The organism is Streptomyces sp. PA03-3a (assembly GCF_033792735.1).
GTDB lineage: Bacteria > Actinomycetota > Actinomycetes > Streptomycetales > Streptomycetaceae > Actinacidiphila.
This window is the reverse complement of sequence record NZ_JARAVM010000024.1, coordinates 67,207-91,473: the sequence shown is the minus strand read 5'-3', so window position 1 is coordinate 91,473 and position 24,267 is coordinate 67,207. Positions and strand designations below refer to the sequence as shown.

The window sequence follows — 24,267 nt, the reverse complement described above, 5'->3', positions numbered from 1 at the left end:
TGACACGAACGAGGGGGCGGACGGGCACGTGGTGAGGCGGATGTTCATCGCACCGGACCCGGGGCGCACGCGGCTGCGCAGCGCCTCGCGCGCGGTTCTGGGCATCACGGGGGCGGTCGCCGCCGTGGCCATGGCCGGGCTGCCGCTCCCCGCCGTCGTGGTCGCCGGGCTCGCCGCGCTGCTCGCGCTGTTCGTGGTCACCGACCGGGACCCCGGCCGCCAGGCCGTGACCACCGCGCTGATGCCCGCGGCGGGGTTTCCCGTCCTCGCGCTGGCCGCGTGGCTGCACCCGTACCCGGGCGCACGGGACGCGGCCTTCCTCGCGGTGGTCTTCGCCGGGGTCTACGCCCGCCGCTGGGGGCCGCGCGGCCACGCGCTGGGCGTCTTCGCCTTCATGATGTTCTTCATCGCCCAGTTCCTGCGGGCCGCTCCCGGACTGCTGCCGGAGCTGTACGGGGCCATGGGCCTCGGGCTCGGCTGCGCCGCCCTCGTCCGCTTCGGCCTGTGGTGCTACGAGCGCGGGGCCGTCCCGGCGCCGGCCGTCGCCCTGCCGCAGCCCCGGGGGCTGCGCCGCCCGACGACCCGGCAGGCGTTCCAGGCGGTGCTCGCGGGGGCCATCGCGGTGGCGGTGGGCCAGGTGCTGTCCGAGGACCGCTGGTACTGGGCCGTCGGCACGGCCTGGTGGATCTTCGTGAACACCACCTCGCGGGGCGAGACCCTCGTTCGCGGCTTCCGCCGCGTCCTGGGCACGGTCACCGGCATCGCCGCGGGGCTCGCCGTGGCGCTCCCGCTGCACGGGGCGCCCGCGCCGACGGCGGCGCTCGTCGCCGTCTGCGTCTTCGGGATCTTCTACACCGCCCCGGTCTCGTACAGCTGGATGATGTTCTTCGTGACGGTCATGGCGGGGCTGCTCTACGGCCTGCTCGGCATCCTCCACCCCGGACTGCTCGCCCTGCGGCTGGGGGAGACCGCCGTCGGTGCCCTGGGCGCGGTCGTCGCCGTCCTCGTGGTGCTGCCGGTGAGCACGCACGCGGCGACCGACGACTGGATCCGCCGCGCGCTCCACGCGGTCCGCGCGTTCGCCGGCGAGGCCGCCCGCCACCTCGCCGGCGGGCCCGGAGACGACCTCGCCCGCCACGTGACGGAACTCGACGTCCTCCTGGAGCGGGTACGGGCCACCGTCGCCCCGCTGGTGCACCCCCTCAGCCCGCTGCGCCGCCGCAAGGCCCGCGCCCGTACCGTCCTCGCCCTGCTCGACGAGTGCGCCCGCCAGGTCCGCGGCCTCGCGGAGGTCGTGGCGGACCCGCACGCCTGCCACGACGAACGCCTCACCGCGGCCTGCCTGCGTGTCGAGATCGCCGTGCGGCGACTGGTGCCCCCGGACGCGGCCGGGAGCGTGACCCCGGCGCCCGGTGCGGCCGTACGCGAGAGCGCGGGGCCGCATCCGCACGCCGACCGGGCGCTGGAGCACCTGCGCGGCCTCGAGACGGCCCTGGCCGGTCTGGCCGTTCCCCTGGGCGCCTCCGCGCGCCCGGAGCCGTCGGCCGGGACCGCCTGAGCCGCTGCGGGCCCGCCGCCGTGTCGCGACCGCCGTGCGGCGTCCGGTGCCGCGTGCGGGGAGCGTTCTCGCCGGGCGGAGACCCATCGGCGGCGCCGGGGCGTGCGTTCCGGGCTCATGTGCGCCCCCGGCCGATCGGGACCGGTCGCGGTCGTCATGTGACCGGATTGTGTCCGATCTGGGTCGTGATGTCGTCAATTCACCTGATGAGACGTCCTGTTCGGCCCGGCGTGCCAGGATGACTGACTCCGGACGAGCGGCGGGGCCGATCCCGTCTCGTGCCGTATCCGCGGGCCGTGAGGGAAACGGTTCGCCGTGAGGGAAACGGTTTGTGCAGGGCGGTCTTGGGGGTGCCAGGCGTGCTGAGATTTCTGCGCCGTACCGGGGGGAAGAACGAACGGCGTGCCGGGCCGGGCCGCGTCCCGCCCGCGGCGGAGCACGCGCGGATGGACGGCCCGGAGCCACTGGCCGGGTGCCCCGCGGGGCACCCGCAGGCCGTGGACGAGGGCGGCGAGACGCCGCGTCCCGATGAGGTGGCGGCGACCTGCCCGGTCGAAGGCGCCGCAGGTCGAGACGGGACGATGGCGAGCACCGTCCGGCACAAGGAGGTGGACGTCCGCGCGCTGGCCACCGACTTCCTGCGGCAGTACCACAGCGAGCTCCCCAGCGTCGCGGGCGACCCGCGGCAGCGGCTGGCCGCGGTGCTCGCCGAGATCGACGCGACGGGCACCTACCGGCACACGCACGAGGAACTCGTCTTCGGCGCGCGCGTCGCCTGGCGGAACAGCAACCGCTGCATAGGGCGGCTGTACTGGAACTCCCTGCAGGTCCGCGACCGCCGCCACGTCGCCACGGCGCGCGGGGTGGCACTGGAGGCCGCCGCCCACCTGAGGGTCGCGACCAACGGAGGGCGCATCCGCCCGGTGGTCACCGTCTTCGCCCCGGACACCCCGGACCGTCCCGGCCCGAGGATCTGGAACGACCAGCTCATCCGCTACGCCGGCTACGCCCGGCCCGACGGCGGGGTGCTGGGCGACCCGGGCAACACCGGCATCACCGAAGTGGCCCGGCGACTGGGCTGGTCCGGCGGTCCCGGCACGCCCTTCGACATCCTGCCGCTGGTCGTGCAGGGCGGGGCCGAGCCGCCGCGCCACTTCACGCTGCCCGCCGACGCCGTGCTGGAGGTGCCGATCGTGCACCCGGAGCTCGACTGGCTGGCGGAGTGGGGCCTGCGCTGGCACGCCGTCCCGGCCATCTCCTCCATGTGCCTGGAGATCGGTGGCGTCTGCTACCCGGCTGCCCCCTTCAACGGCTGGTACATGGGCACCGAGATAGGCGCCCGCAACTTCGCCGACACCGACCGCTACGACCTCCTGCCGCGCTTCGCCGACCGGCTCGGCCTGGACACCGGCAGCGACCGCTCGCTCTGGCGCGACCGCGCCCTGGTCGAGCTCAACCGGGCGGTGCTGCACTCCTTCGACCGCGTCGGCGCCAGTATCACCGACCACCACACCGAGTCCCGGCGCTTCCTCGCCCACATCGAACGGGAGGAGCGCAAGGGCCGTCCGGTGCCCGCCGACTGGTCGTGGATCGTGCCGCCCATCTCCGGCTCGGCCACCGGCGTCTTCCACCGCTACTACGACACCGGCGACCTGACGCCCGCCTACGTCCACCACCCCGAGTCGCTCGCCCTCGCCCGCGGCGAGACGCTGGTGTGACGGGGGCAACGGGATCGGTTTCCGGCCACTGCGTTACTCTCAGCCGCCGTACAGACAACCTGCGGAAGAGGTACGGCAGTGGCCGGGCACGTTTACATCGGGTCGTTCACCTCGGCGGGCGGCAAGGGACTGACCACCGCCGCCGTCGACCCCGATTCGGGAGCGCTGACGGTGCTGCGCACCGACTCCGCGGTGGGGGACCCGTCCTTCCTCGTGCTCTCCGAGGACCGCGGCCTGCTGTACACCGTCAGCGAGCACCCCGAGGACGGCGGCGCGGCCGTGTTCTCACTGGGCGACCCCGCCCGCCCCGAACCGCTGGGCGCCACAGTGCCGGTGGGCGGCGGCGCGCCCACCCACCTGTGCCTGCACCGGGGACACCTGCTCACCGCCAACTACGCCTCCGGCACCGTCAGCGTGCTGCCGGTCGACGAGCGCGGCGCGCTCGGCGGGCCGCGCCACGTCCTGGAGCACGAGGGCGACGGCCCCGACCCGGAGCGGCAGGAGGGCCCGCACGCCCACATGGTGCTGCCCGACCCCTCCGGGCGCTGGGTGCTGACCGTGGACCTCGGCACGGACTCCGTACGTGTCTGCGAACTCGACGCGGACAGCGGTGAGTTGGAGGTGGAACGCGAGATGGGCCTGCGCTCCGGCAGCGGACCGCGCCACCTGACCTTCCACCCGCGCGGGGACCGCGCCTACGTCATGAACGAGCTGGACTCCGTGGTGACGGTCTGTCACTGGGAAGCGGAGGCGGGCCGTCTGAAGCCCGTCGCCGAGGTCTGCGTGCTGCCCGCGGACGCCTCCGGCCCGAACTACCCCTCCGAGCTGGTCGTCTCCCCCGACGGCCGGTTCGCCTGGGCCGCCAACCGCGGGCACAACAGCATCGCCGTGCTGTCCGTCGACGCCGGCGGTGACCGGCTGGAACTGCTGGAGACCGTGGACTGCGGCGGCGACTGGCCGCGCCATCTGACCCTCGACCCCTCCGGGAAGCGGCTCTACGCGGCCAACGAGCGCTCCGGCGACGTCAGCTGGTTCGACGTGGACCCGGCCACCGGCACGCCGAAGCTCGCGGGCTCGGTTCCCGTGCCGGCCGCGTCCTGCGTGGTCTTCGGCTGACGGCGGCGGCATGCCCGTACGCGCAACGGCGTGGTGGCCGGCCCCGGGATGCCGGGGCGGCCACCACGCCGTCGTCGTCGAGGCCCGCGGGTTCAGCCCAGCGGAGCGCCCTGCGACGGCTGGGCGATGCCCAGGGACGCGGTGTACGTGGAGACGACCAGCTTGCCGATGGCCGGGTAGGGGCCCAGCGCGTCGGCCGCGGAGCAGTCGGCCTCCTTGGCGGCGTCGTGCAGCACCTCGGGGGCGACCTCGGGACCGACCACGTACGGCGCGAGCGCGAGCGTGGTCGAGCCGGAGGAGCGCAGCTGCTCGGCGGCCCCGGCGACCGAGCCCTCGATGTCCAGAGCGGCGGCCAGCACCGGCACCGCGAGACGCGCGGCCAGCAGCAGACCGGTCACCCCCGCAGCCTGGACGGCCTCCTCGCCACCCACGGTGGCCAGGATGATGCCGTCGGCGGCCGTGGCCACCGTGAACAGGCGGGCGCGGTCGGCGCGGGCCAGGCCGGCCTCGGAGAGACGCACGTGCAGCGCCTCCGCCAGCAGCGGGTGGGGGCCGAGCACGTCGGTCACCTCCGCCGCGGAACGGCTGTCCGCCACGGCCTGGCGCAGCCGGCGCATCACCGAGGCCTCGGGGCCTGCCAGCAGGGGGACCACGACGGCCGCGGGGGCCTGGTCACCGCGCTCGGTGGCGGCCTGGGCCAGCACGGACTCGAGAGTCGGGTACTCCTCGCCGTCGCCGTCGACGTAGCCGATACGCGGGTCGAGTCCGGAGAGCTCGATGCGGGCGATGCTGACGATCTCCTCCGCGAGACTGCGTATCGCGGAGGAGGGGGTGCCGGGCACGGCGAGGACTAGCGCGGGTGCACCCTCGGGCGCGGTCAGCGGTTCCGGCCGCCGGTGCCGCCCGGGCTGGCGGGGGCGGGGCATACGAACGGGCAGGCCGGGTGCGGGGCCTTCGGCAGTGCTCATGGCGAGGCATGCTAGTGCCTTTGCGCGCTCGGTTGTTCGGGCGGGTCCATCGCAGGGGTTACCTGTCCGGTTCTGTCCTGATACGGTGCCGGGTCCGCACGCCCCGGCACCGTATGCGTGCCACGATCAGCCGAGTCCGCGCGAGTCCTGCTTGAGGGCGGTGTCCACGGTCAGGGCGGAGGCGACGACCATGCTCAGCAGGGGGTCCGGCAGTTGCCGGTGGATCTGCAGCACGTAGTTGTCGGCGGTGGTGAACATCGTCTTCGCCAGGCCCTCCCAGGTCTTGGTGATCCGGGCGACCTCGGTGTCGGTGTGGTCGACGATGGCGAAGTTCCAGGCGCGCCAGTTCTCGGCCTTGATCGCCCCGATCTTCTGGCCGTTCACCTCGAAGGCGAAGTTGATCTTGCCGATGGCGTTCTGCTGGACGATCTCGCCGAGCGTCATGCCGTCGGCGCGCTGCACGATCACCTTGGACTTGATGAACTTCGCCGGACGCGTCAGCAGCAGCTGCGGCTGTCCGTGCGCGTCACGGACCTCCAAGCGCACCGACAGGAACTGGTCGACGCTCGCGACGAAGCGCAGCACCTTCCGCGCGGTGCTCTGGCCGACCTGGAGCACCGAGCCGAGCTGGCGCCCCTGCTGGTCGAAGACGCTGTACTCGTTGTTCAGCTCGATGAGCTTGGCTTTCTGGTTGACCACCAGGACGGGCTCGCTGAAGAGCGTTCCCCCACCCGGGCCGGTGGGGGCGACGCCCGCCTGCTGCTGCACCTGGCGCTGGATGCGCGAGGGGTCGGCGCCCCCGTCGACGCCCAGTTCCCAGGGGTTCTCCTTGGGCTGCGGCGGGACCTGCGCGCCGCCCGGGTGGGTGTGCTCCGTCCACTGGGAGCCGTCCCAGTAGCGCAGCAGGTTCTGCGTGCCGTGCGGGTCCGGGTACCAGCCCGCCGGAGTGTTCGATTGCGTCGTCACCCGGGCAGGGTAACGGCTGCCTCTGTCAGGGCAGCCGCCAGTCCACCGGATTCGCGCCCTGCCGCGCCAGGAGGTCGTTGGCCCGGCTGAACGGACGCGAACCGAAGAAGCCGCGGTCGGCCGACATGGGAGAGGGGTGGGCGGACTCGACCGCAGGAAGACTCCCCAGCAGCGGGCGAAGCTTGCGCGCGTCGGAGCCCCACAGGATGGACACCAGCGGCTTGCCGCGCGCGACGAGCGCGCGCATGGCCTGCTCGGTGACCTCCTCCCAGCCCCTGCCGCGGTGTCCTCCGGGCTTGCGGGGTGCGGTGGTGAGCGCCCTGTTGAGCAACAGGACGCCCTGCCGCGTCCAGGGGGTCAGGTCGCCGTTGGAGGGCCGGGGCAGGCCGAGGTCGGTGTTCAGCTCCCGGTAGATGTTCTCCAGGCTGCCGGGCAGCGGCCGCACCTCCGGGGCCACCGAGAACGACAGCCCGACGGCGTGCCCCGGGGTGGGATACGGGTCCTGGCCCACGATGAGCACCCTGACGTCGTCGAAGGGCTGCTGGAACGCGCGCAGCACGTTCGCCCCCGACGGCACGTAGGTGCGGCCCGCGGCTATCTCGGCGCGCAGGAAGTCGCCCATTTCGGCGATCTTCCCGGCGACCGGCTCCAGCGCCTTGGCCCAGCCCTCTTCGACGATCTCGTTCAACGGTCGTGCTGCCACGGGGAGTCACTCTAGTGGCTCGCACCGACAGTCAGACCACGGCCGCCCTCACGCACAGCACGTCAGGCAGGTGCGAGACCACGAGCCGCCAGCTGTCGCCCTCGTCGGAGCTGGCGTACACCTCGCCGTTGCGGTTGCCGAAGTACACGCCGACCGGGTCTGCGTCGTCGGTGCGCAGCGCGTCGCGCAGGACCACGCCGTAGTGGTCCTCCGCGGGCAGGCCGGCGGACAGGGCGGTCCACGAGGCCCCCGCGTCCTCGGTGCGGTAGACCCGGCAGCGGTAGTCGGGCTGGTAGCGGTCGCTGCCGTCGTTGACCGGGGAGACGTACGCGACACCGCCCCGGCGGGGGTGGGTGGTGACCGCGAAGCCGAAGTCCGCGGGCAGGCCCTTGCCGATCTCCGTCCACGCCGCGCCGGCGTCGTCGCTGCGGTAGACCCCGCCGTGGTTCTGCAGATACAGCCGGTCCGGGTCCTCCGCGTCGCGGGCGATCTTGTGCACGCACTGGCCGAACTCCGGGTAGGGGCCAGGCAGGAACTCCGCCTTGAGCCCGGTGTTGGACGACGTCCAGCTCGCGCCGCCGTCGGACGAGCGGTAGACGCCGCCGGAGGAGACGGCCGCGATCACCGCGTCGGCGTCGCGCGGATCGGTGACCACCGTGTGCACCGCCTGCCCGCCGAATCCGGCGCCCCACAGCTCCCGCTGCGGGTGCTCCCACAGGCTCCGCACGAACTCGAAGGTCACCCCGCCGTCGTCGGAGCGGAAGAGCGCGCCCGGTTCCGTGCCGGCCCACACCAGGTCCGGGGCGCCGGTGCCGGCGGGCTGGATCTGCCAGACGCGCTCCAGCGAGGTGTCCGTGTCCTTGGGGAACCGCACCGCGGGCCGCGCCGGCTCCTCCCAACTGCGCCCGAGGTCGTCGGAGCGGAAGACCGAGGGGCCCCAGTGCGAGCTGTCCGCGCCGACCAGCAGCCGGGGCACTGCCCGGCGCGTGTCGATGCCGACCGAGTACACCGCCTGCATGGGGAAGTGCGGTCCGGTCAGCTCCCACGTGCCGGCGCCGCCCCGCCGTCCCAGGAACAGTCCTTTGCGTGTGCCGATCGCGAGTACGACGTCGTCCATGACGCACCATCTCCGAACTACGGGAATGTGTCCTGTCTCACAGATTCTGCACCGCCCCACCGACAACGGGGACCGCGGCGCGCGTTTCCCCAGGGAAGGGGGGCCGCGCCCGGCCGCGGGCGGGCGGTGCCCCGTACGTGGAACGGGCGGCCAGGCGGTCACCGTCCGCGGACCCGTCGGCCTTATTCCGGCCCCCGGGATCCGGATGGCAGATCTGCGGTCGAGCCGGGAGAGTCCTCTTCCGGGTGCTCCGGGTGCTCCGGGGGGCCGGCGTGGTCACCCGGAATCACCGGGGCACGTCCAAGACGAACGCGCTGCGCCGCGCCGGCCTAGAGGCGCTCCTCCCCGGGCTCGTGGACGGCGTCCTCGCCGCCGCCGACCGGCAGGACGGGCGGCCCGGCGGGGTCGGCGGCCTCGTCCGCGCCTGAACCGGGGCCGCCGGGCAGGTGGTTGAAGAGCAGGTTCAGCGCGATCGCGGTGATGCACCCCGCGCTGATCCCGCTGTCCATCACCGTCTGGAACCAGTCGGGGAAGGCGTCGTACACATCCGGGACGCCGACCGGCAGCAGTCCGACCGCGACCGACACCGCCACCACGGTCAGATTGCCGTTGCCGTGGAAGTCGACGGTGGACAGGGTCCGCACCCCGCTCGCCGCCACCGTCCCGAACATCACCAGGCCCGCGCCGCCCAGCACCGGCGCCGGGATCGCCGCGACCACGGCGCCCAGTTTGGGCAGCAGCCCCAGCAGCACGAGGATGCCGCCCGCGGTCGCCACCACCCAGCGGCTGCGTACCCGGGTCATCCCCACCAGGCCCACGTTCTGGGCGTAGGCGGTGTACGGGAAGGTGTTGAAGACCCCGCCGAGCACGGTCGACACGCCGTCGGCGCGCAGCCCGTCCGCGAGCCGCCGCGGCTCCACGTGGCGGCCGGTCAGCTCGCCCACGGCGATGATGTCGCCGGTCGTCTCGGTCATCGTCACCAGGGCCACGACGAGCATGGAGGCGATCGCCGCGCCCTGGAAGTCGGGCGTGCCGAAGTGGAACGGCGTGCTGATCCCGACCCAGTCGGCGTCGCCGACCGCGCCGAAGTCGGTGAAGCCCAGCGGCACGGCCGCCAGGGTGCCCAGCACGATGCCCGCCAGGACCGCGATGCGTGCGACGGCAGGGGGCGCGAAGCGCTGCACCAGCAGGACGGCCACGAGCACCGCGGCAGCCAGCCCGATGTTCCGCGGCGCCCCGAAGTCGGCCGAACCCACCCCTCCCGCGGCCCAGTTGCCCGCCACCGGCAGCAGGCTGAGCCCGATGACCAGGATCACGGTGCCGGTCACCAGCGGTGGGAAGAACCGCAGCAGCCGCCCGAAGACCGGTGCCAGCAGGACCATCGCCACTCCCGAGGCGATGACGGCGCCGTAGATCGCGGGGAGTCCGCCGTCCTGTCCGATCAGCACCATGGGCGCGACCGCCGCGAAGGTGCAGCCCTGCATGATGGGCAGCCGGACACCGAACCGCCACCAGCCCACGCACTGCAGCAGCGTGGCGATGCCGCACACCAGCAGGTCCGCCGTGATCAGGTAGGCGAGGTCGGCGGGCGGCAGCTTCAGCGCACCGCCGACGATGAGCGGCACGGCCACCGCGCCGGCGTACATCGCCAGCACGTGCTGCAGCCCGAACGCCCCGAGCTGGACGGCGGGCAGGACCTCGTCGACGGGATGGACGGCGGGACGGTGCGGCGGCGTCGCCATGGGCAGCTCCTCGAACGCGGCGCGGGTGAGCGGGGGAACGACGAGGCAGTTGCCCGACGAGGCAGTTGCCCGGGACCCCGGTGGGCGTGAACGGCCTGTTGATCGCGGAGGGGCTTCATTCGCTCCCCGCGGGTCTCAGCCCGTGGGGCGTGCGGCCGCCAACAGCCCTTCCCAGTCGGGGATCTTCACGGTCGCGCGGTCCAGCGACCGGCCCAGCGCCGCCTCGGCGGCCTCGATGGCCTCCCACCCGGTCCACTCCACCGGGTCCTGCCCCAGTGCCCGAAGCCCCTCCAGCGGATCGGCGGCCGTGGTGCGGCGGGCCAGCAGTTCCCGCGCGTCGGCGACCAGGGCCGCCGCCGTCTGCTTGGCGCAGGGCCGGTTGGTGCCGATGACCCCGGTCGGCCCGCGCTTGATCCAGCCGGCGACGTACTCTCCGGGCGAGGGCACACCACCGCGCAGCACACGGCCCTCCTCGTTGGGCACGATGCCGAGCCGGTCGTCGAAGGGCAGCCCCTCCAGCGGGACGCCGCGGTAACCGACCGACCGCAGCACCAGTTGGGCGTCGATGTCCTCCAGGACACCGGTGCCCCGCACCCCGCCCCGCCCGTCCGGAGCGGTCCGCTCGAACCGCACCCCCGTCACCCCGTCCTCACCGAGCACCGCCACCGGTCGCAGGAAGAACCGCAGATGGATGCGGCGCCGCCGGCCCGCGGCCGGCCGGGAGGCCCAGCCGCGCAGCACCTCCACATTGCGCCGGGCGACCGGGACGAGCCCCTGCGGATCGGTGTACGCGGGGTCGAGCTCCAGCTCCTCGGGGCGTACGAGCACGTCGGCGTCGGGCAGGTCGCCGAGCTCGCGCAGCTCCTTGGTGGTGAATTTCGCCTGCGAGGGCCCGCGCCGCCCCACCATGTGGACGTCCGTGACGCGGCTGTCCGCCAGGGCCCGCAGTACTCCCTCGGGCACATCGGTGCGGCGCAGCTCCTCGGCGCCCCGGGCCAGGATGCGGGCCACGTCGACGGCGACGTTGCCGACCCCGACGACGACGGCGGAGCGGGCGTGCAGCGGGAAACCGTCGGGAGCCTCGTCGGGATGGGCGCTGTACCAGGAGACGAAGTGCGTGGCCGCGCAACTGCCGGGCAGGTCCTCCCCGGGCACGCCCAGCCGGCGGTCGGTCGCGGCGCCGAAGCAGTACACCACCGCGTGGTACAGCCCCAGCAGGGCCCGCGGGGACAGCCCCGGACCCCCGACGGTCACATCGCCCAGGAAGCGGATCCGGGGGTCCTCCAGGACGCGCCGCAGCGTGCCCTGCAGGGATTTGATCTTCTCGTGGTCGGGGGCCACCCCGTACCGGACCAGCCCGTAGGGGCAGGGCAGCCGGTCGAGAACGTCGACGGAGACGTCCGGCACCGCCTCCTGGCGGGTCAGCGCCTCGGCCGTATACACCCCGCTGGGACCTGAACCGACGACTGCCACACGCAGCACGGGCGCCTCCCCTTCGGCGAGGGTTGGGTTCACCTCGGCGGCCCGTGTGCCGCCCGGAGCGGGCGGGACGGGCGGCCACGTCCAGCATCGCACCGAGGGGCCGCCGGGGGGAGGGCACCGGAGCGTGTCGCGGTCCGGGATGTCAGCCCATGGCGCGCATCCGGGCGATCTCGGCGCTCTGCTGCGCGATCACGTCGTTCGCCCACTCGCCGACCTGGACGTTGCGGCCGTGCGTGAGCACGTCCGTGGCCATCGTCACCGCTCCGCGGTGGTGGGCGATCATCAGACGCAGGAACTGCCGGTCGAACTCGGCGCCGCGCGCCTCGCGCAGCGCGGCCAGCTGCGCCGCGGTCGCCATCCCGGGCATCGAGGCGTGGTCATGGTCGTGGGCGGTGCCGTGGGAGCCGCCGTTGGTCTTGAGCCAGGCCTCCATGACGTCGATCTCCGGGCCCTGCGCGGCGTCGATGCGTGCGGCGAGCGCCCGGACCTGCTCGCCCGAGGCGTGGCTGTCGGCGAGGGCGGTCATGACAAGCGCCTGCTGGTGGTGGGCGACCATGTTCGTCACATAGGTGAGGTCTGCCGGATTCGGGGAGTCGTCGGGCAGGGCCTTCGCCGCCTCGTCCCTGGAGAGCGTGGTGGCTTTCTCACCCGGTGCGCCCGGCGCGATGACCGAGGGCGCGGCGGACGCGGAATCGCTTCCGGAACCGCCATCGCAGCTGGTCAGGGCGAGTAGTAAGGAGGCGGTGAGGGCCAGCGCGGGCAGCGTCGCAACGCGATACGAGGAAAACACCAGTGCATTGTCATCTTTTGACGCGCACATGAGAAGGGCCATACTGCCGGGGTCCGCATGAAGTTCAATCGCGAACGGATACAAGGGAGGACGCGGTGAAGCGCTTACGTACAGCCCTCGCTCGCCCCGGACGACTGGCGACCCTGGCGGCCGCCGCCGTCACGTTGCTCGGACTGGCGGTCCCCGCCCCCGCCACGGCCGACGGGAGCATCCCGGGTGTCGACGAGGTCGTCACGAGCGCCAACGTCGAGCACCTGGTCAACATACCCAAGCAGTCCCTAGGGGGGTTCAACACCGACCTGGCGTTCCAGGGGAGATACGCCTTCGCGGGCAACTACGACGGCTTTGTCATCTACGACATCAGCCGTCCCACCAGCCCCAAGATGGTCAGCCAGGTCCTGTGCCCCGGATCCCAGAACGACATCTCGGTCTCGGGGAACCTGCTGGTTCTGTCCACCGACTCCTCGCGCTCCGACAACTCCTGCGCGAGCACGAGCCAGTCCGCCGCCGAGAAGTCCTCCTGGGAGGGCGTCAAGGTCTTCGACATCAGCGACAAGGCCAACCCGCGCTACGTCGCCGCCGTGGAGACCGCCTGCGGTTCCCACACCCACACCCTCGTGCCCGGCAAGCGCGACCTGTTCGTCTATGTGTCCTCCTACTCGCCCAGCGCCTCCTTCCCCGACTGCCAGCCGCCGCACGACGGCATCTCCGTGGTGAAGATCCCGCGCAACCACCCGGAGCAGGCTGCCGTCACGGCCTTCCCCGTCCTCTTCCCGGACGGCGGCAACCCGGGCGTCCCGCCCACCGACACCCAGGCCCGGGTCAGTGAGACCACCGGCTGCCACGACATCACCGCGTTCCCGAAGCTGAAGCTCGCCGCCGGCGCCTGCATGGGCGACGGCATCCTGATGGACATCTCCGACCCCGAGCGGCCGAAGGTCCTCGACCGTGTCCAGGACAACGTCAACTTCTCGTTCTGGCACTCGGCGACCTTCAACGAACGGGGCAACAAGGTCGTCTTCACCGACGAGCTGGGCGGTGGCGGCGGCGCCGAGTGCAACGCCGCGATCGGTCCGCAGCGCGGTGCCGACGGCATCTACGACATCGTCCGCAAGCACGGCAAGTCCAAGCTCGTCTTCCGCAACTACTACAAGATCCCGCGCCACCAGGCCGACACCGAGAACTGCGTCGCCCACAACGGGTCGCTCATCCCCGCCAAGGGCCGCGACATCATGGTCCAGGCCTGGTACCAGGGCGGCGTCTCCGTCTGGGACTTCACCGACTCCGCCCGACCCAAGGAGATCGGCTTCTTCGAGCGCGGCCCCATCTCGGCCGACACCCTGACGCTCGGCGGCTCCTGGAGCGCCTACTACTACAACGGTTACATCTACTCGAACGACATCGCCAAGGGCTTCGACGTCCTCAAGATCTCCGACCGGCGCACCGACAGCGCCCGGGGCATCCGGATCGCCGAGCTCAACGTCCAGACCCAGCCCGACTACCGCTGAGCGGTGCCGGGCAGCGGCGTTCCGCCGGGCGGCAGGTCGCCCGGCGGAACGCCGAGCTCCCAGGGCAGGCCGTACCGCTGGAACGCGTCGGCCCTCAGCCGCGCCAGCGGCATGGCCGCGCCGGGGATCAACTGCGCGAACACCCCGCCCATGAGCAGGGCCCGCAGCATCCGGTAGTCCTGCTCGGGGTCCGTCGAACCCCAGGCCCGTACGGCGCCCAGCAGCAGTTCGGCCAGGCGCTGCCGCTCCTCGCACTCGCTGAACCCCTCCGCCTGGAGGATCCCCGCCATGTGCGCCCGCATGACGACCGGATGGCGCACGGGCAGCGCCAGGATGGCGTCGATCGCCCGGGCCAGCACCTCGCGGCCGTCGGCGGGGGCGGGTTCCCGCCCCAGCGCCGCGGCCAGTTCGCAGTGCATCAGCCGGTGCGCGGCCGACTGCAGCAGCAACCGCTTGCCGGGGAAGTAGTACGACACCAGACCGCGTGCCGAGCCCGCGCGGTCGGCGATGTCCCCGAGCGTCGTGGCCTCGTACCCGCGTTCCTCCACCAGTTCGACGGTCGCCTGCAGAAGGCGCTCCCGTGAACGCCGGCGCATCGCTTCATTGACCGAAGGCCGCCGAGGGGACATGCTTTACTCCTGCGTTGACTGGCTCGGAGCCAATATACTCAGATCCGGCCCGGCGTGAGTGGCATGCTCATGCGGGTCACGGGGGTGAGGTGCATGTACCCGGCGGCGCGGGGGACCGCCGGGTACCGCATCTCCGCCGCCGGCTCACATTCCGTCAGGCGGTCAGGTCCAGCACCGGCAGCAGCCCCGACGGGCGTTGCTCCACGGGCAGGTGGTCCACCAGGTGCACCGCGCAGCCCAGCGCCGCCGCCCCGCCGTCCGCACGCCGGTCGTCCCCGACCATCGCGACGCGCTCCGGCGGCAGGCCCAGCCCCTCGCACGCGATGCGGAACAGCCGCGGATCCGGCTTCTTGACGCCGTGCTCGAAGCTCAGGACGAAGACGTCCACCAGCTCTTCCAGACCGTGGGCGCGGAACACCGGCCGCAGGTCCCAACCGATGTTGCTCACCACCGCCACCGGCACGCCCCGGTGCCGCAACTCCCCGAGCACCTCCCTCGCGTCCGGGTACGGCGACCAGGCGTCAGGCTCCATGTGCCGGTCGTACAGCGCCTCGTAGGCCTCCTCCCACGGCAGCTCCACCTGCCGCGCCAGCGCGGTGAACGCCGCGCGGTGGTGCTCCGCCGACAGATCCCGCTCCTGCCACAGCCGCTCCAGCCGCGCCGGCACGCGCTCCGGCGGCGCGCCGCCCGGAAGCCCGCCGGCCCGTTCCAGGCGCTCCGCGTAGGCCGCCAGTTCGCTCTCGCCGAGGGTGACCCCCAGCCGCTCCAGCACCGTGCCCAGCCAGCGCCGGGCGGGCTCGGCCCGCAGCAGCGTCCCGGAGAAGTCGAACATGTATCCCTTGATGGTCATGCCCGTCATCCTCCCCCGAACCGTCGGGCGGTACGGCGTCTCAGGCGGGCGGCCGGTCCGGTTCCCCGGTGCCCGTGCGCCAGGGTTCGCAGAGCGCGGCCGTGCCCGTGAGGACGGCCGCCGCGAGCAGCCAGCCGCCCAGGACGTCGGAGGGCCAGTGGACGCCGAGGTAGACGCGGGTGAAGCCGACGCCGACGACCGACACGAAGGCGACGGCGCAGGCGGCCACGAACCAAAGGGAGCGGGCCGGCACGCGCAGCAGCAGCCACAGCAGGGCGCCGCAGACGAGTGCGGCGGTCGTCGCGTGGCCGGAGGGGAAGGCGGCGAAGGCCGCCGAGTCGACGGGGTCGGGCCAGCGCGGGCGTTCCCGGCCGACGAGGGCCTTGGCGGCCTGCTGGATCACCCAGCCGAGGGTGCCGGCCAGCACCAGCCACAGGGCCTGGCGGTTCTCGCGCCGTACGAGCAGCCACACCACGGCCGCGAGCAGCAGCAGACGCATCGTCAGCGGATCCCAGACCCAGTCGGTGAGCACGCGGTTGAGCCGGGTCCAGCCGGAGTGCCGCACCGCGACGGCGTGCAGCTCCACCGTGAGGGCCCGGTCGGCGGCGAGCAGCGGCCCCCAGCGCGCCGCGACGAGCCCGAGCAGCAGCAGGAAGGCGGCGGAGGCCGCCGCGCACTGGCTCACACACGCGGTGCGCAGGGCGCGGTCGGGATCCCGGACGTCGGACGGTGCGGGAGGGGCGTGCATACAGCCGAGGCTACGTGAGCGCCCCGATTCCCGGGCCGAATGCCACGACCAACGGCACGACGGGGATCAGCAGCGCGCATGCGGAGGCATGGGCGCGGCCGAGGCGGGTGAGGCGGGGCGCCGGGTCCAGCAGCCGGTTGACGCGGACCGGGACCTGCGCGTCCGGCGCCGGACAGGGGCCGAACACACCGCGGTCCTCGTTGAGTTCGACCAGGGCCAGCGCGGTCGTGAGCCGCCCGAAGCGGCGTGAGGCGATGTCGTCGGCGGCGAGCTCGACGAGCCGGTGCACCTGGTCGCGGAACCCGGCGAAGACCGGCACCTGCGGGAACCCCGAGGCCAGTGCGCCGGCGCAGTGCAGCAGGACGTCGTGCCTGGCCCGCGCGTGGCCCTGCTCGTGGGCGAGTACCGAGTCGAGCTGACGCCCCTTCAGGCGGCGCAGCGCGGCCGTGGTGATGACCAGTTGCGGCCGGGGGCCGGTCAGCCACCAGGCGTCCGGACGCTCACTCTCCAGGACGACCAGCCGCTCGTCGGAGGCGGCGGCCTCACCGGGCAGCCGTGGCGAACGGGCCCGCAGTTCGGCGCGGCGTGCCCGCTGCCGGGCGCCGGCCCTGCGGATCTCGCGGGCGAGCATCGCCGCCGTCCAGACGCCGCCGCAGGCCAGCAGGACCGCCAGATAGCCCGCCCAGGGACCGTAGCCGGGCAGTTCGTAGGCGGCGACGACACCCCGGGGGGCGAAGGCGAACAGCCCCTCGCGCAGCCAGGTCCAGGTGGCGGAGGCGCTGAGGGCCATGGCCAGGAACAGGCACAGCAGAACCGCGCCGACCACGCACTGCCACACCCACAGGGCCAGCACCGGTTCCCGCTCGGGCCAGGCGGCGCGGGTGAGCAGGCGAGGGGCCATGGCGGCCGCCACCGCACCGAGCAGGAGCAGCACGAGCGGGACGGTCATGCCGCCACACTATGAGGGCGTCGCTCCGCACGGGTACGGTCTTCGAGGGGAAAGTGACGCGCCTCACTGCCGTCACAGGGTGAGGAGCATGGCGAACATCCCGATCGCCATGGACACGCGGCACGCCGAGGCCAGTTCGGGAGCGTGCGCCACCGGTACGGCGCCCCCCGCGGCCCCCGTACCCGCCGCGGCCACGGTGGCGGGGGCCGAGACCAGACGGACGCCCGCGGCCAGGACGTATATCGCGAAGTACGCCAGCAGCAGCCCGGTCGTAGCGGGCGTCCCGGCAGGGGCGTGGCCCGCGTGGGCCGCGCCGCCGACGGCGCCCGCCTCGGCCATGGCCACCGCCATGTAGACCATCGCCCCGGCGCCCACCGCGTGGTGCAGATGGTGCGCGTCGTGGCGGGCCAGCAGCAGCGCCCGTACCGCGGCGGCGCCGAAGACCAGGCCGAAGGCCGCGGCGGCCCACCGCGGCGGATCGAGGACCGACACCGGCACCGCCATCGCGGCCATGCCCATCCCCATCAGCGCCTCGGCGCGCGCCACCCGGCGCTCCTCGGGCCCGGTGCCGGGGCAGCCGAGCCGGGTGCGGAACAGGCAGTACGCCCCCGTGGCGGTGCCGAGCACCACGAGCAGCCAGGCCACCAGCGGTGGTCCGTGCATGAGCGGCCCTCCTTCGGCTCCTGCGCGGAGGATGCCCGGCCACGGCGGCGCATACTCCAGCGCACGGGCGTACCGGGGGAGCGCGGCGGGGCCGTACAGGGCCTCAGCTGCGGGCCCGCTGGGTGACGGCCACGCACACCAGGACCGCCAGCGCGGCCGGCCCGGTCAGCGCGCCCAGGTCCTCGCCGAGCAGCGCGGCCGCCCAGACGAGCGTCAGCAACGGCTGCGCGAGCTGCAACTGGCTGGCACGCGCGACGCCGATGGCGGCCATTCCCCGGTACCAGACCATCAGCCCGAGGAACTGGGATACCACCGAGACCCAGAGCAGCCCCGCCACCGCCTGCCCGCCGAGGTGCACCGGTTCGAGCGCGAGCGCGACCGCCGCCGCCGGCACCGTCAGGGGCAGCGCGCCGACCAGCGCCCACCCGATGACCTGCCAGCCCGGCATGACCGAGGCCAGCCGCCCGCCCTCGACGTAGCCGGCCGCGCAGACCAGCAGCGACGCGAAGAGGAAGAGGTCGCCCGTGGTCAGGGCTCCGCCGCCCTGCCAGAGGGCGAAGCCCACCACGACGGCACCGCCCGCGACGGCGGCGGACCAGAACGGCTTCGACGGGCGCGTCCATACGCGTACGGCGGCCAGCACCGCGGTCACCAGCGGCAGCGCGCCCACGACGACGGCGGCGTGCGAGGTGTCGGTGGTGCGCAGCGCCAGGGTGGTCAGCAGCGGGAAACCGAGGACGACACCGAGGGCCACGACCGCGAGCCCCGGCCAGTGCCGGCGGTCGGGCACCGGCACCCGCGCCGCGGTGAGACAGACGGCCGCCACGGCCGCGGCCAGCACGCCCCGGACGGTGGTGGCCGTCCAGGGGCCGAGCCCCGTGAGCGCCCAGTGCGTCGCGGGGAAGGTCAGGGAGAAGGCGGCGACGCCCAGTCCGGCGAGGGTGGTGCCGCCCGCACGGCTCCCGACCGCTATCGGCGGAACCGCAGTAGCGCTATTCTGTGCTGTCATGAATGACGGTAGCAGTTCTGGAAACCTCGCGGATACCCTGCGCGAGGAGCTTCACCGCTACTCACCGGGCGAGAAGCTGCCGTCGAGTCGTGTTCTCGTCGACCGCTTCGGCGTCAGCCCCGTCACGGTCTCCCGCGCCCTGGCCGCCCTCGCGGCCGAGGGGCTGGTCGTCACCCGGCCCGGCGCGGGCGCCTACCGTGCCCGCAGCGCCGCCGCCGGACCTCGGGCCGTCGACACCTCCTGGCAGCAGGTCGCCCTCACCGTCGAGGAGCAGCACGGCGAACCCGCGCCCAGGGTCGTCGACGCCTCCGGCGTGACCGCCAGCCTCGCCGTACCCCCGCCCGGGGTCATCGCCTTCAACGGCGGCTATCTGCATTCCTCGCTCCAGCCCGGCCAGGCCCTCGGTGCCGCCCTCGCCCGCGCCGCCCGCCGGCCCGGCGCCTGGGACATGCCGCCGCTGGAGGGGCTGACGGCACTGCGGGCCTGGTTCGCCCGCGAGGCGGGCGGCCCCGGCGGCGCCCTCGGCCCCGCCAACGTCCTCGTCACGGCGGGCGGCCAGGCCGCGCTCACCACCGCCCTGCGCGCGCTCGCCCCGCCCGGCTCGCCGGTGCTGGTCGAGTCGCCGACGTATCCCGGCGCCATGGCCGTCGCGCGCGCCGCCGGCCTGCGTCCCGTCCCCGTCCCCGTGGACGAGGACGGCGTGCGCCCCGAGCTGCTCGCCGACGCGTTCGCCGCCACCGGCGCCCGGGTCTTCTTCTGCCAGCCGCTCTTCCAGAACCCCACCGGGGCCGTCCTCGCCGCCGACCGCCGCCGCCGGATCACCGAGATCGCCCGCGCCGCCGGGGCCTTCCTCATCGAGGACGACTTCGCCCGGCGCCTCGGCCACGGCGCCGAACCGCCGCCGCCCCTGGTCGCGGACGACCCGCACGGCACCGTCGTGCACGTCACCTCGCTGACCAAGCCCACCTCGCCCAGCCTGCGCGTCGGCGCGCTCGTCGCCCGCGGCCCGGTCATGGAGCGGCTGCGTGCCATCCAGGTCGTGGACAGCTTCTTCGTGCCGCGCCCCCTCCAGGAGGCGACCCTCGAACTCGTCGGTGCCCCAGCCTGGCCCCGCCATCTGCGGGCCGTCTCCGCGGGCCTGCGCGACCGCCGTGACGCGATGTCCGCCGCCCTCCACCGCGAACTGCCGGGTCTGATGGCCGGGGTCCACGTCCCCGTCGGCGGCTACCAACTCTGGCTCCGGCTCCCCGACGGCGCGGACGAGTCCGCCCTGGCCGCCGCCTCGCTGCGTGCCGGCACCGCCGTCGCCCCCGGGCGCCCCTACTTCGCCGCCGAGGCCCCGGCCCCGTACGTCCGCCTGAGCTTCGCCGACACCAGCGGCACCGAGGAGATCGCCGAGGGCGTCCGCCGGTTCGCGGCGGCCTGCGCCGAGACGGGCGTGGACACGGCCTGAGCAGCAGGCCTAGGGACGGTAGCGCAGCGGGTGGTCGGCCGGCACCTCCACCACGCAGATCTCGATCCCGTCGGGATCCTCGAGCCACATCTCGACCAGCCCCCACGGCTCCCGGACGGGCTCCCGCACGATGCGCACCCCGCGCCCGGCGAACCGCCGGTGGCACTCCGCGACGTCCTCGACCTGGAGCCACAGCCGCAGCCCCGGGGCGGGCGGCCCGTCGGCCTGCCCCGAGACCTCCAGGAAGCCCCCGCCCAGGAAGAACACGGTGCCGCGCTCCTCCCAGGGCCCGAACTCGCGGTAGACCGCCAGCCCCAGGTCGTCGCGGTAGAAGGCGCGGGACCGCTCGAGATCCGTCGGCCGTAGCAGGATCCGGCTGCTCAGTACGTTCGTCACGGGCCCGAAGCTACCCACGCGCCGCCCGGAAATCCGGCTGACACGAGGTCCCCGGCTGCGCGAGGCTGCCCACCATGGACCACGGCCCCGGCGCGATCGCCCCGCTGCTCACGACCTGCACGCGCTGCGGCGCCGAGGCCGGCTACCACGCCGGTGTGTGCGTCATCGACGGCGTCCTGCGCTGGAGCGTGGAGGGCGGCTGCGAAGTATGCGGGGCCGGCGAGGTGGCGTGCGGACGCGGCGCGGTCCCCGGTCACGTCAGCGCCGCCCTGATCGCCGCCCACGGCGAGGTGGTGCTGCGCGCCGAGCCGCTGCCCGGCACCGCGGCCGCGCGTGCCTTCAAGACGGTGCGCGAGGTCTTCGGTGTGCCGCTCGCCGAGGTCCGCGGACGGCTGCGCGCGCTCGCCGCGGAGGGCGAGCGGGGGACGGAACCCGAGACGGCGCTGCTGGCCGCCCGCCTGCGGGAGGGCGGGTTCGCCGTCACGCTGGAGGCCGGTCGGCCGCCCACGGCCGACAAGCCCCTCGTGCCCACCATGCCCGGCGGCCACTGGCCCGCCAACCCGGCCGCCGACGGCCGACCGGTCCTCGCCGCCGCTCCCGCCCGTGTCGGCCGCGGCAGGGGCCGCGAGGTGCCCCTTGTCCCGGGAAGTCTGCCCGAGGAGTCGCGCGAACCGCTCGCCGACTACCTCGCGGCAGGCCGGGTACTCGTCGTCGCCGCGGGCCCCGCCCCGGATCCGCTGGCCGAGGGGCCGTACGAGTACGTCAGGGTCGGGCGGGCCACCGACGGCACGTGGGCGTGGGACCTGGCCTGGGAGCAGTGGGTGCGCCGGCGGGGGTGCGCGCCGCCCGAGGAGTTCGTGCGGCACGTAGAGGCCAGGGGTTTTGCGCCGCCTCCCGGCACGAACGGCTAGCCTCGGGACGAACCACCGCCGCCGAGAGGACGCCCCCGCCATGGAGACCGCACAGCCCGTCGCCCGCCCCGTCTTCCGTACCGCCACCCGTGAGGACGTCCCCGCGCTCGTCGCGCTGATCGAGTCGGCGTACCGCGGCGAGTCCAGCCGCACCGGGTGGACGACGGAGGCGGACCTGCTCGAAGGCCAGCGCACCGATCCCGAGGGCGTGGCGGCCGTCATCGACGGCGAGCGGAGCCTGATCCTCGCGGTCGAGTCGGACGGCGCCGTCGTGGCCTGCTGCCAGCTGGAGAACCGCGACGGGCACGCCTACTTCGGGATGTTCGCCGTGCGCCCGGCCCTCCAGGGCGGCGGCATGGGCAAGCTGGTGCTCGCCGAGGCGGAGCGGCTGGCCCGCGAGGAGTGGGCGGCGGACGAGATGCACATGACGGTGATCACCCAGCGCGCGGACCTGATCGCCTGGTACGTGCGCCGCGGCTACGTGCGGACCGGCCGCACCAGCCCGTTCCCGTACGGCGACGCGCGGTTCGGGCTGCCCACCCGCGACGACCTCGCCTTCGAGCTGCTGGTCAAGAAGCTCGCCTGAGCCGCCTCGCCTGGTCCCGCCCCGCCCGGCCCGGCCCGGGTAGGGTCACCAGTCGGTGAGGCCGCCCTCGACCGCGCGCTTGACCGCCGGCATGTCGGTGACGACGCCGTCCAGGCCGAGGGCCCGCGCCAGCGCGAGGTCGGCCGGGGTGTTCACGGTCCAGGAGATCACCGAGATCCCCGCGCGGTGGCACTCCTGCACCAGCGCCAGGCTGATCCGCCGCAGGCTCAGGCTGACCAGGCTCGCGCCGACCGCCTGGGCACGGGTGATGATCTCCGAGCCCATGGGGCCCTGGGCGACCAGCACGGTGCGAGCGTCGGGCAGCAGCTCGCGGATCTCGGCGAGCGCCTCGTCGTGGAAGGACAGCACGTCGACGCGCCCGGCCAGGTCGCGCTCGCGCATCACTGCCGCCAGCACCCGGGCCGCCGCGACGTCCTTGATCTCGGCCTGGATCGGCTTGGTGACCGCGTCCAGCACCTCCTCGAACACCGGGATCCGCTCGCCGTGGCCCGCGTCCAGATCGCGCAGCTCGTCCAGGGTGAAGTCGCCGATCAGACCGGAGCCGTCCGTGGTGCGGTCGACCTTCACGTCGTGCATGACGATCAGGGCGCCGTCCTTGCTCAGGTGCAGGTCGAGCTCGATCTGGTCCATGTCCTCGCGCTCGGCGCGGACGAAGGAGCGGAGGGTGTTCTCGGGCTCGACGCCCATGACACCGCGGTGGCCGACGGTGAGAAAGCTCAAAGGGGATCGCTTCCGTGCTGGGTGCTGCGCGTGATCGACGGACAGTCGGCAGCCTAGCGGGCCCTTGCGGCGCAAGGCCTAACGCGGGATGAACGGCGCGGCCGCCCACCGGAAGATCCACGGTCCGGGGCCCGCTCCGCGGAAGAATCTCCTCCGCCTCCACTTGAACGGGAGAAGCTGGCGTATATACGGTGAGCCGACAAGAGGTTCTTCAGCGAAGGAGGGGTCATGACGGAAATTCTGTCGCCGGTAGCGGCCTCGATGGACAGCACAGCCACCAGCGAGACCGGTGCGCCCGGCGGCGGCATTGTCCGGCACCCGGCGTGGGCGGTCCTGAAGCAGGCGGTGGAGGAGATCCGCCCCTGGCAGAGCAAGGACGGCTCGATCGACTTCTCCGCGGAGGGCGCGCCCGAGCGCGCCGTTGCCGAGGGCGCCCTGGACCGGGTGGTCCGCGCCGTCGAGGCCCTCTCCCCGCTCGTACCGCACGACAAGGCCTACCACGACGCCCTGGTCGTGGACCTGCGCCGCTGGGCCGAGAACGGCTTCGCGGTGCCCGACTTCCTCGACTCGCTGCTGGCCTTCCACCCCGCGGCCGACCGCCAGGACGGCCTGGAGCACCTCGTGGTGTTCCCGATGTACACGCAGAACGGCAACCCGGACCGCAACCTGGAGGCCGTCGCGCTGCGCGTCGTCTGGCCGGAGTGGCTGTCCGAGCTGGAGCGCACCCGCTACGACAACCCCCTCTTCGTGCCGATCACCTTCGAGGACTTCACCCCCGGGTACGACACGAACTCCGCCGTGCTCTTCCCGGAGACCGTCGCCGTCCGCGAGGCGCCCGAGCGCTTCACCTGGGGCGGCATCTTCTGCGACCGCGAGGCCGCCCGCTTCCGCGCCGTGAGCCGCGCCGCCGTGGACACCCTCGGCCTGGAACTCCCCGAGGACGCCCTCGAGCTCCTCGGCGACCAGGACCTCAGCCAGCAGACCTTCACGCTGTGGGACATGATCCACGACCGCACGCACAGCCACGGCGACCTGCCCTTCGACCCCTTCATGATCAAGCAGCGGCAGCCGTTCTGGATGTACGGACTGGAGGAGCTGCGCTGCGACCTCACGACCTTCAAGGAGGCCGTGCAGCTGGAGGCCGAGGGCCACGGCATGGGCCGCTACGTCCAGTATGCGATCCTCTTCGACCGCCTCTTCCGCTTCCCGGTCACCGGCGACCGCGTCCGCAACTACGACGGCCTGGGCGGCCAGCTGCTCTTCGCCTACCTGCACAAGCACGACGCCGTACGCTGGACGGACAACAGGCTCCACATCGACTGGCAGCGCGCCCCGCAGGTGACCAACCAGCTGTGCGCCGACATCGAGAAGCTGTACCGGGACGGCATCGACCGCCCCAAGCTGGTGCACTGGTTCGCCGCCTACGACCTCGTCGCGGACTACCTCTCGCCGCACCCCGGTTCGGTCTGGGCGAAGGGGCCGGAGGCCCTGGACCTCGACCAGCCGCCGCGGAAGCTCGTGGACGACGTGCTGCCGGACGAGTTTCCGCTCAGCATGTTCTACGAGGCCCTGGCGAAGAAGCTGCGTGATGTGATCGCCTCGACGAAGGGCATCACGGCCCACGGCACCGGCCAGGTGGCCGCGTGACCGATTCAGGCGAGGAG

The 24,267-nt window shown here is 73.6% G+C and carries 23 protein-coding genes; 8 read left to right on the top strand and 15 right to left on the bottom strand.

All coding sequences use genetic code 11. From position 1 onward, the window contains the following. Positions 1–40: 40 nt before the first annotated feature. The 3 genes from PV342_RS26880 to PV342_RS26870 all read left to right on the top strand — a co-directional run bounded on the left by PV342_RS26880 (position 41) and on the right by PV342_RS26870 (position 4,392). A complete protein-coding gene (locus PV342_RS26880; RefSeq protein WP_500318922.1) occupies positions 41–1,558 on the top strand; it encodes an FUSC family protein in 1,518 nt (505 codons plus the stop codon). 581 nt (positions 1,559–2,139) lie between these two features. Beyond that, positions 2,140–3,276 (top strand): nitric oxide synthase oxygenase, encoded by a 1,137-nt coding sequence (locus PV342_RS26875; RefSeq protein ID WP_400798470.1) that lies wholly within the window; start codon positions 2,140–2,142, stop codon positions 3,274–3,276. A 78-nt stretch (positions 3,277–3,354) separates the two neighbouring features. Next, positions 3,355–4,392, top strand: coding sequence for a lactonase family protein (locus PV342_RS26870; protein WP_500318920.1), 1,038 nt, complete (start codon positions 3,355–3,357; stop codon positions 4,390–4,392). 92 nt (positions 4,393–4,484) lie between these two features. Here the strand turns inward: PV342_RS26870 and PV342_RS26865 are convergent, their stop codons facing one another. From PV342_RS26865 to PV342_RS26835, 7 genes are all read right to left on the bottom strand, one after another. Continuing rightward, on the bottom strand, positions 4,485–5,360 hold the full coding sequence (locus PV342_RS26865) for a sirohydrochlorin chelatase (RefSeq protein ID WP_329184022.1): 876 nt from the start codon (positions 5,358–5,360) through the stop codon (positions 4,485–4,487). A 126-nt stretch (positions 5,361–5,486) separates the two neighbouring features. Next, positions 5,487–6,326 (bottom strand): LURP-one-related family protein, encoded by an 840-nt coding sequence (locus PV342_RS26860; protein WP_361004563.1) that lies wholly within the window; start codon positions 6,324–6,326, stop codon positions 5,487–5,489. 25 nt (positions 6,327–6,351) lie between these two features. Continuing rightward, on the bottom strand, positions 6,352–7,029 hold the full coding sequence (locus tag PV342_RS26855) for a uracil-DNA glycosylase (protein ID WP_386992968.1): 678 nt from the start codon (positions 7,027–7,029) through the stop codon (positions 6,352–6,354). A gap of 31 nt (positions 7,030–7,060) precedes the next feature. Beyond that, the gene (locus tag PV342_RS26850) at positions 7,061–8,146 is read right to left on the bottom strand and encodes a sialidase family protein (RefSeq protein WP_500318917.1); all 1,086 of its coding nucleotides are present in this window, start codon (positions 8,144–8,146) and stop codon (positions 7,061–7,063) included. 329 nt (positions 8,147–8,475) lie between these two features. After that, entirely contained in the window at positions 8,476–9,888 is a 1,413-nt protein-coding gene (locus tag PV342_RS26845) for a nucleobase:cation symporter-2 family protein (protein WP_433428841.1), read from the bottom strand. Positions 9,889–10,023: 135 nt separating this feature from the next. Next, positions 10,024–11,370, bottom strand: coding sequence for an FAD-dependent oxidoreductase (locus tag PV342_RS26840; RefSeq protein ID WP_500318915.1), 1,347 nt, complete (start codon positions 11,368–11,370; stop codon positions 10,024–10,026). 142 nt (positions 11,371–11,512) lie between these two features. After that, a complete protein-coding gene (locus PV342_RS26835) occupies positions 11,513–12,190 on the bottom strand; it encodes a DUF305 domain-containing protein (protein ID WP_400798035.1) in 678 nt (225 codons plus the stop codon). A 104-nt stretch (positions 12,191–12,294) separates the two neighbouring features. Here PV342_RS26835 and PV342_RS26830 point away from each other — a divergent pair, with 104 nt between their 5' ends. Continuing rightward, entirely contained in the window at positions 12,295–13,668 is a 1,374-nt protein-coding gene (locus PV342_RS26830; protein ID WP_202470593.1) for an LVIVD repeat-containing protein, read from the top strand. On the opposite strand, the gene PV342_RS26825 is transcribed toward PV342_RS26830, so the two are convergent. The 6 genes from PV342_RS26825 to PV342_RS26800 all read right to left on the bottom strand — a co-directional run bounded on the left by PV342_RS26825 (position 13,659) and on the right by PV342_RS26800 (position 18,516). Beyond that, positions 13,659–14,297 carry a TetR/AcrR family transcriptional regulator gene (locus PV342_RS26825; protein ID WP_500318913.1) on the bottom strand — a complete coding sequence of 213 codons (639 nt, stop codon included), beginning with the start codon at positions 14,295–14,297 and terminating at the stop codon, positions 13,659–13,661. The genes PV342_RS26830 and PV342_RS26825 overlap by 10 nt on opposite strands. Positions 14,298–14,451: 154 nt before the next feature. Then, positions 14,452–15,147, bottom strand: a complete 696-nt coding sequence (locus PV342_RS26820; protein WP_361014372.1) for an HAD family hydrolase — start codon at positions 15,145–15,147, stop codon at positions 14,452–14,454. A gap of 40 nt (positions 15,148–15,187) precedes the next feature. Further along, a complete protein-coding gene (locus PV342_RS26815; protein WP_500318911.1) occupies positions 15,188–15,895 on the bottom strand; it encodes a phosphatase PAP2 family protein in 708 nt (235 codons plus the stop codon). A gap of 10 nt (positions 15,896–15,905) precedes the next feature. Continuing rightward, complete coding sequence (locus PV342_RS26810; RefSeq protein ID WP_400798043.1) at positions 15,906–16,844, bottom strand: M56 family metallopeptidase; 939 nt, start codon at positions 16,842–16,844, stop codon at positions 15,906–15,908. Positions 16,845–16,916: 72 nt separating this feature from the next. Further along, positions 16,917–17,507, bottom strand: a complete 591-nt coding sequence (locus tag PV342_RS26805; RefSeq protein WP_386992984.1) for a DUF5134 domain-containing protein — start codon at positions 17,505–17,507, stop codon at positions 16,917–16,919. Between the two features lie 103 nt (positions 17,508–17,610). Beyond that, a complete protein-coding gene (locus PV342_RS26800; RefSeq protein WP_500318909.1) occupies positions 17,611–18,516 on the bottom strand; it encodes a DMT family transporter in 906 nt (301 codons plus the stop codon). On the opposite strand from PV342_RS26800, the gene PV342_RS26795 reads away from it, so the two are divergent. After that, complete coding sequence (locus tag PV342_RS26795; RefSeq protein ID WP_400798049.1) at positions 18,515–19,969, top strand: aminotransferase-like domain-containing protein; 1,455 nt, start codon at positions 18,515–18,517, stop codon at positions 19,967–19,969. The two genes, PV342_RS26800 and PV342_RS26795, sit on opposite strands and share 2 nt — an antisense overlap. Before the next feature lie 9 nt (positions 19,970–19,978). Here the strand turns inward: PV342_RS26795 and PV342_RS26790 are convergent, their stop codons facing one another. Further along, complete coding sequence (locus PV342_RS26790; protein ID WP_089223367.1) at positions 19,979–20,365, bottom strand: VOC family protein; 387 nt, start codon at positions 20,363–20,365, stop codon at positions 19,979–19,981. 74 nt (positions 20,366–20,439) lie between these two features. On the opposite strand from PV342_RS26790, the gene PV342_RS26785 reads away from it, so the two are divergent. Continuing rightward, positions 20,440–21,276: a hypothetical protein gene (locus PV342_RS26785; protein ID WP_500318907.1), complete on the top strand. Its 837-nt coding sequence runs from the start codon at positions 20,440–20,442 to the stop codon at positions 21,274–21,276. A gap of 40 nt (positions 21,277–21,316) precedes the next feature. Then, entirely contained in the window at positions 21,317–21,862 is a 546-nt protein-coding gene (locus PV342_RS26780; RefSeq protein WP_391576079.1) for a GNAT family N-acetyltransferase, read from the top strand. Positions 21,863–21,907: 45 nt separating this feature from the next. Here the strand turns inward: PV342_RS26780 and PV342_RS26775 are convergent, their stop codons facing one another. Next, positions 21,908–22,603: a glycerophosphodiester phosphodiesterase gene (locus PV342_RS26775; RefSeq protein ID WP_500318905.1), complete on the bottom strand. Its 696-nt coding sequence runs from the start codon at positions 22,601–22,603 to the stop codon at positions 21,908–21,910. A gap of 228 nt (positions 22,604–22,831) precedes the next feature. On the opposite strand from PV342_RS26775, the gene PV342_RS26770 reads away from it, so the two are divergent. Then, positions 22,832–24,250, top strand: coding sequence for a DUF6421 family protein (locus PV342_RS26770; RefSeq protein ID WP_500318903.1), 1,419 nt, complete (start codon positions 22,832–22,834; stop codon positions 24,248–24,250). Positions 24,251–24,267 lie beyond the last annotated feature (17 nt).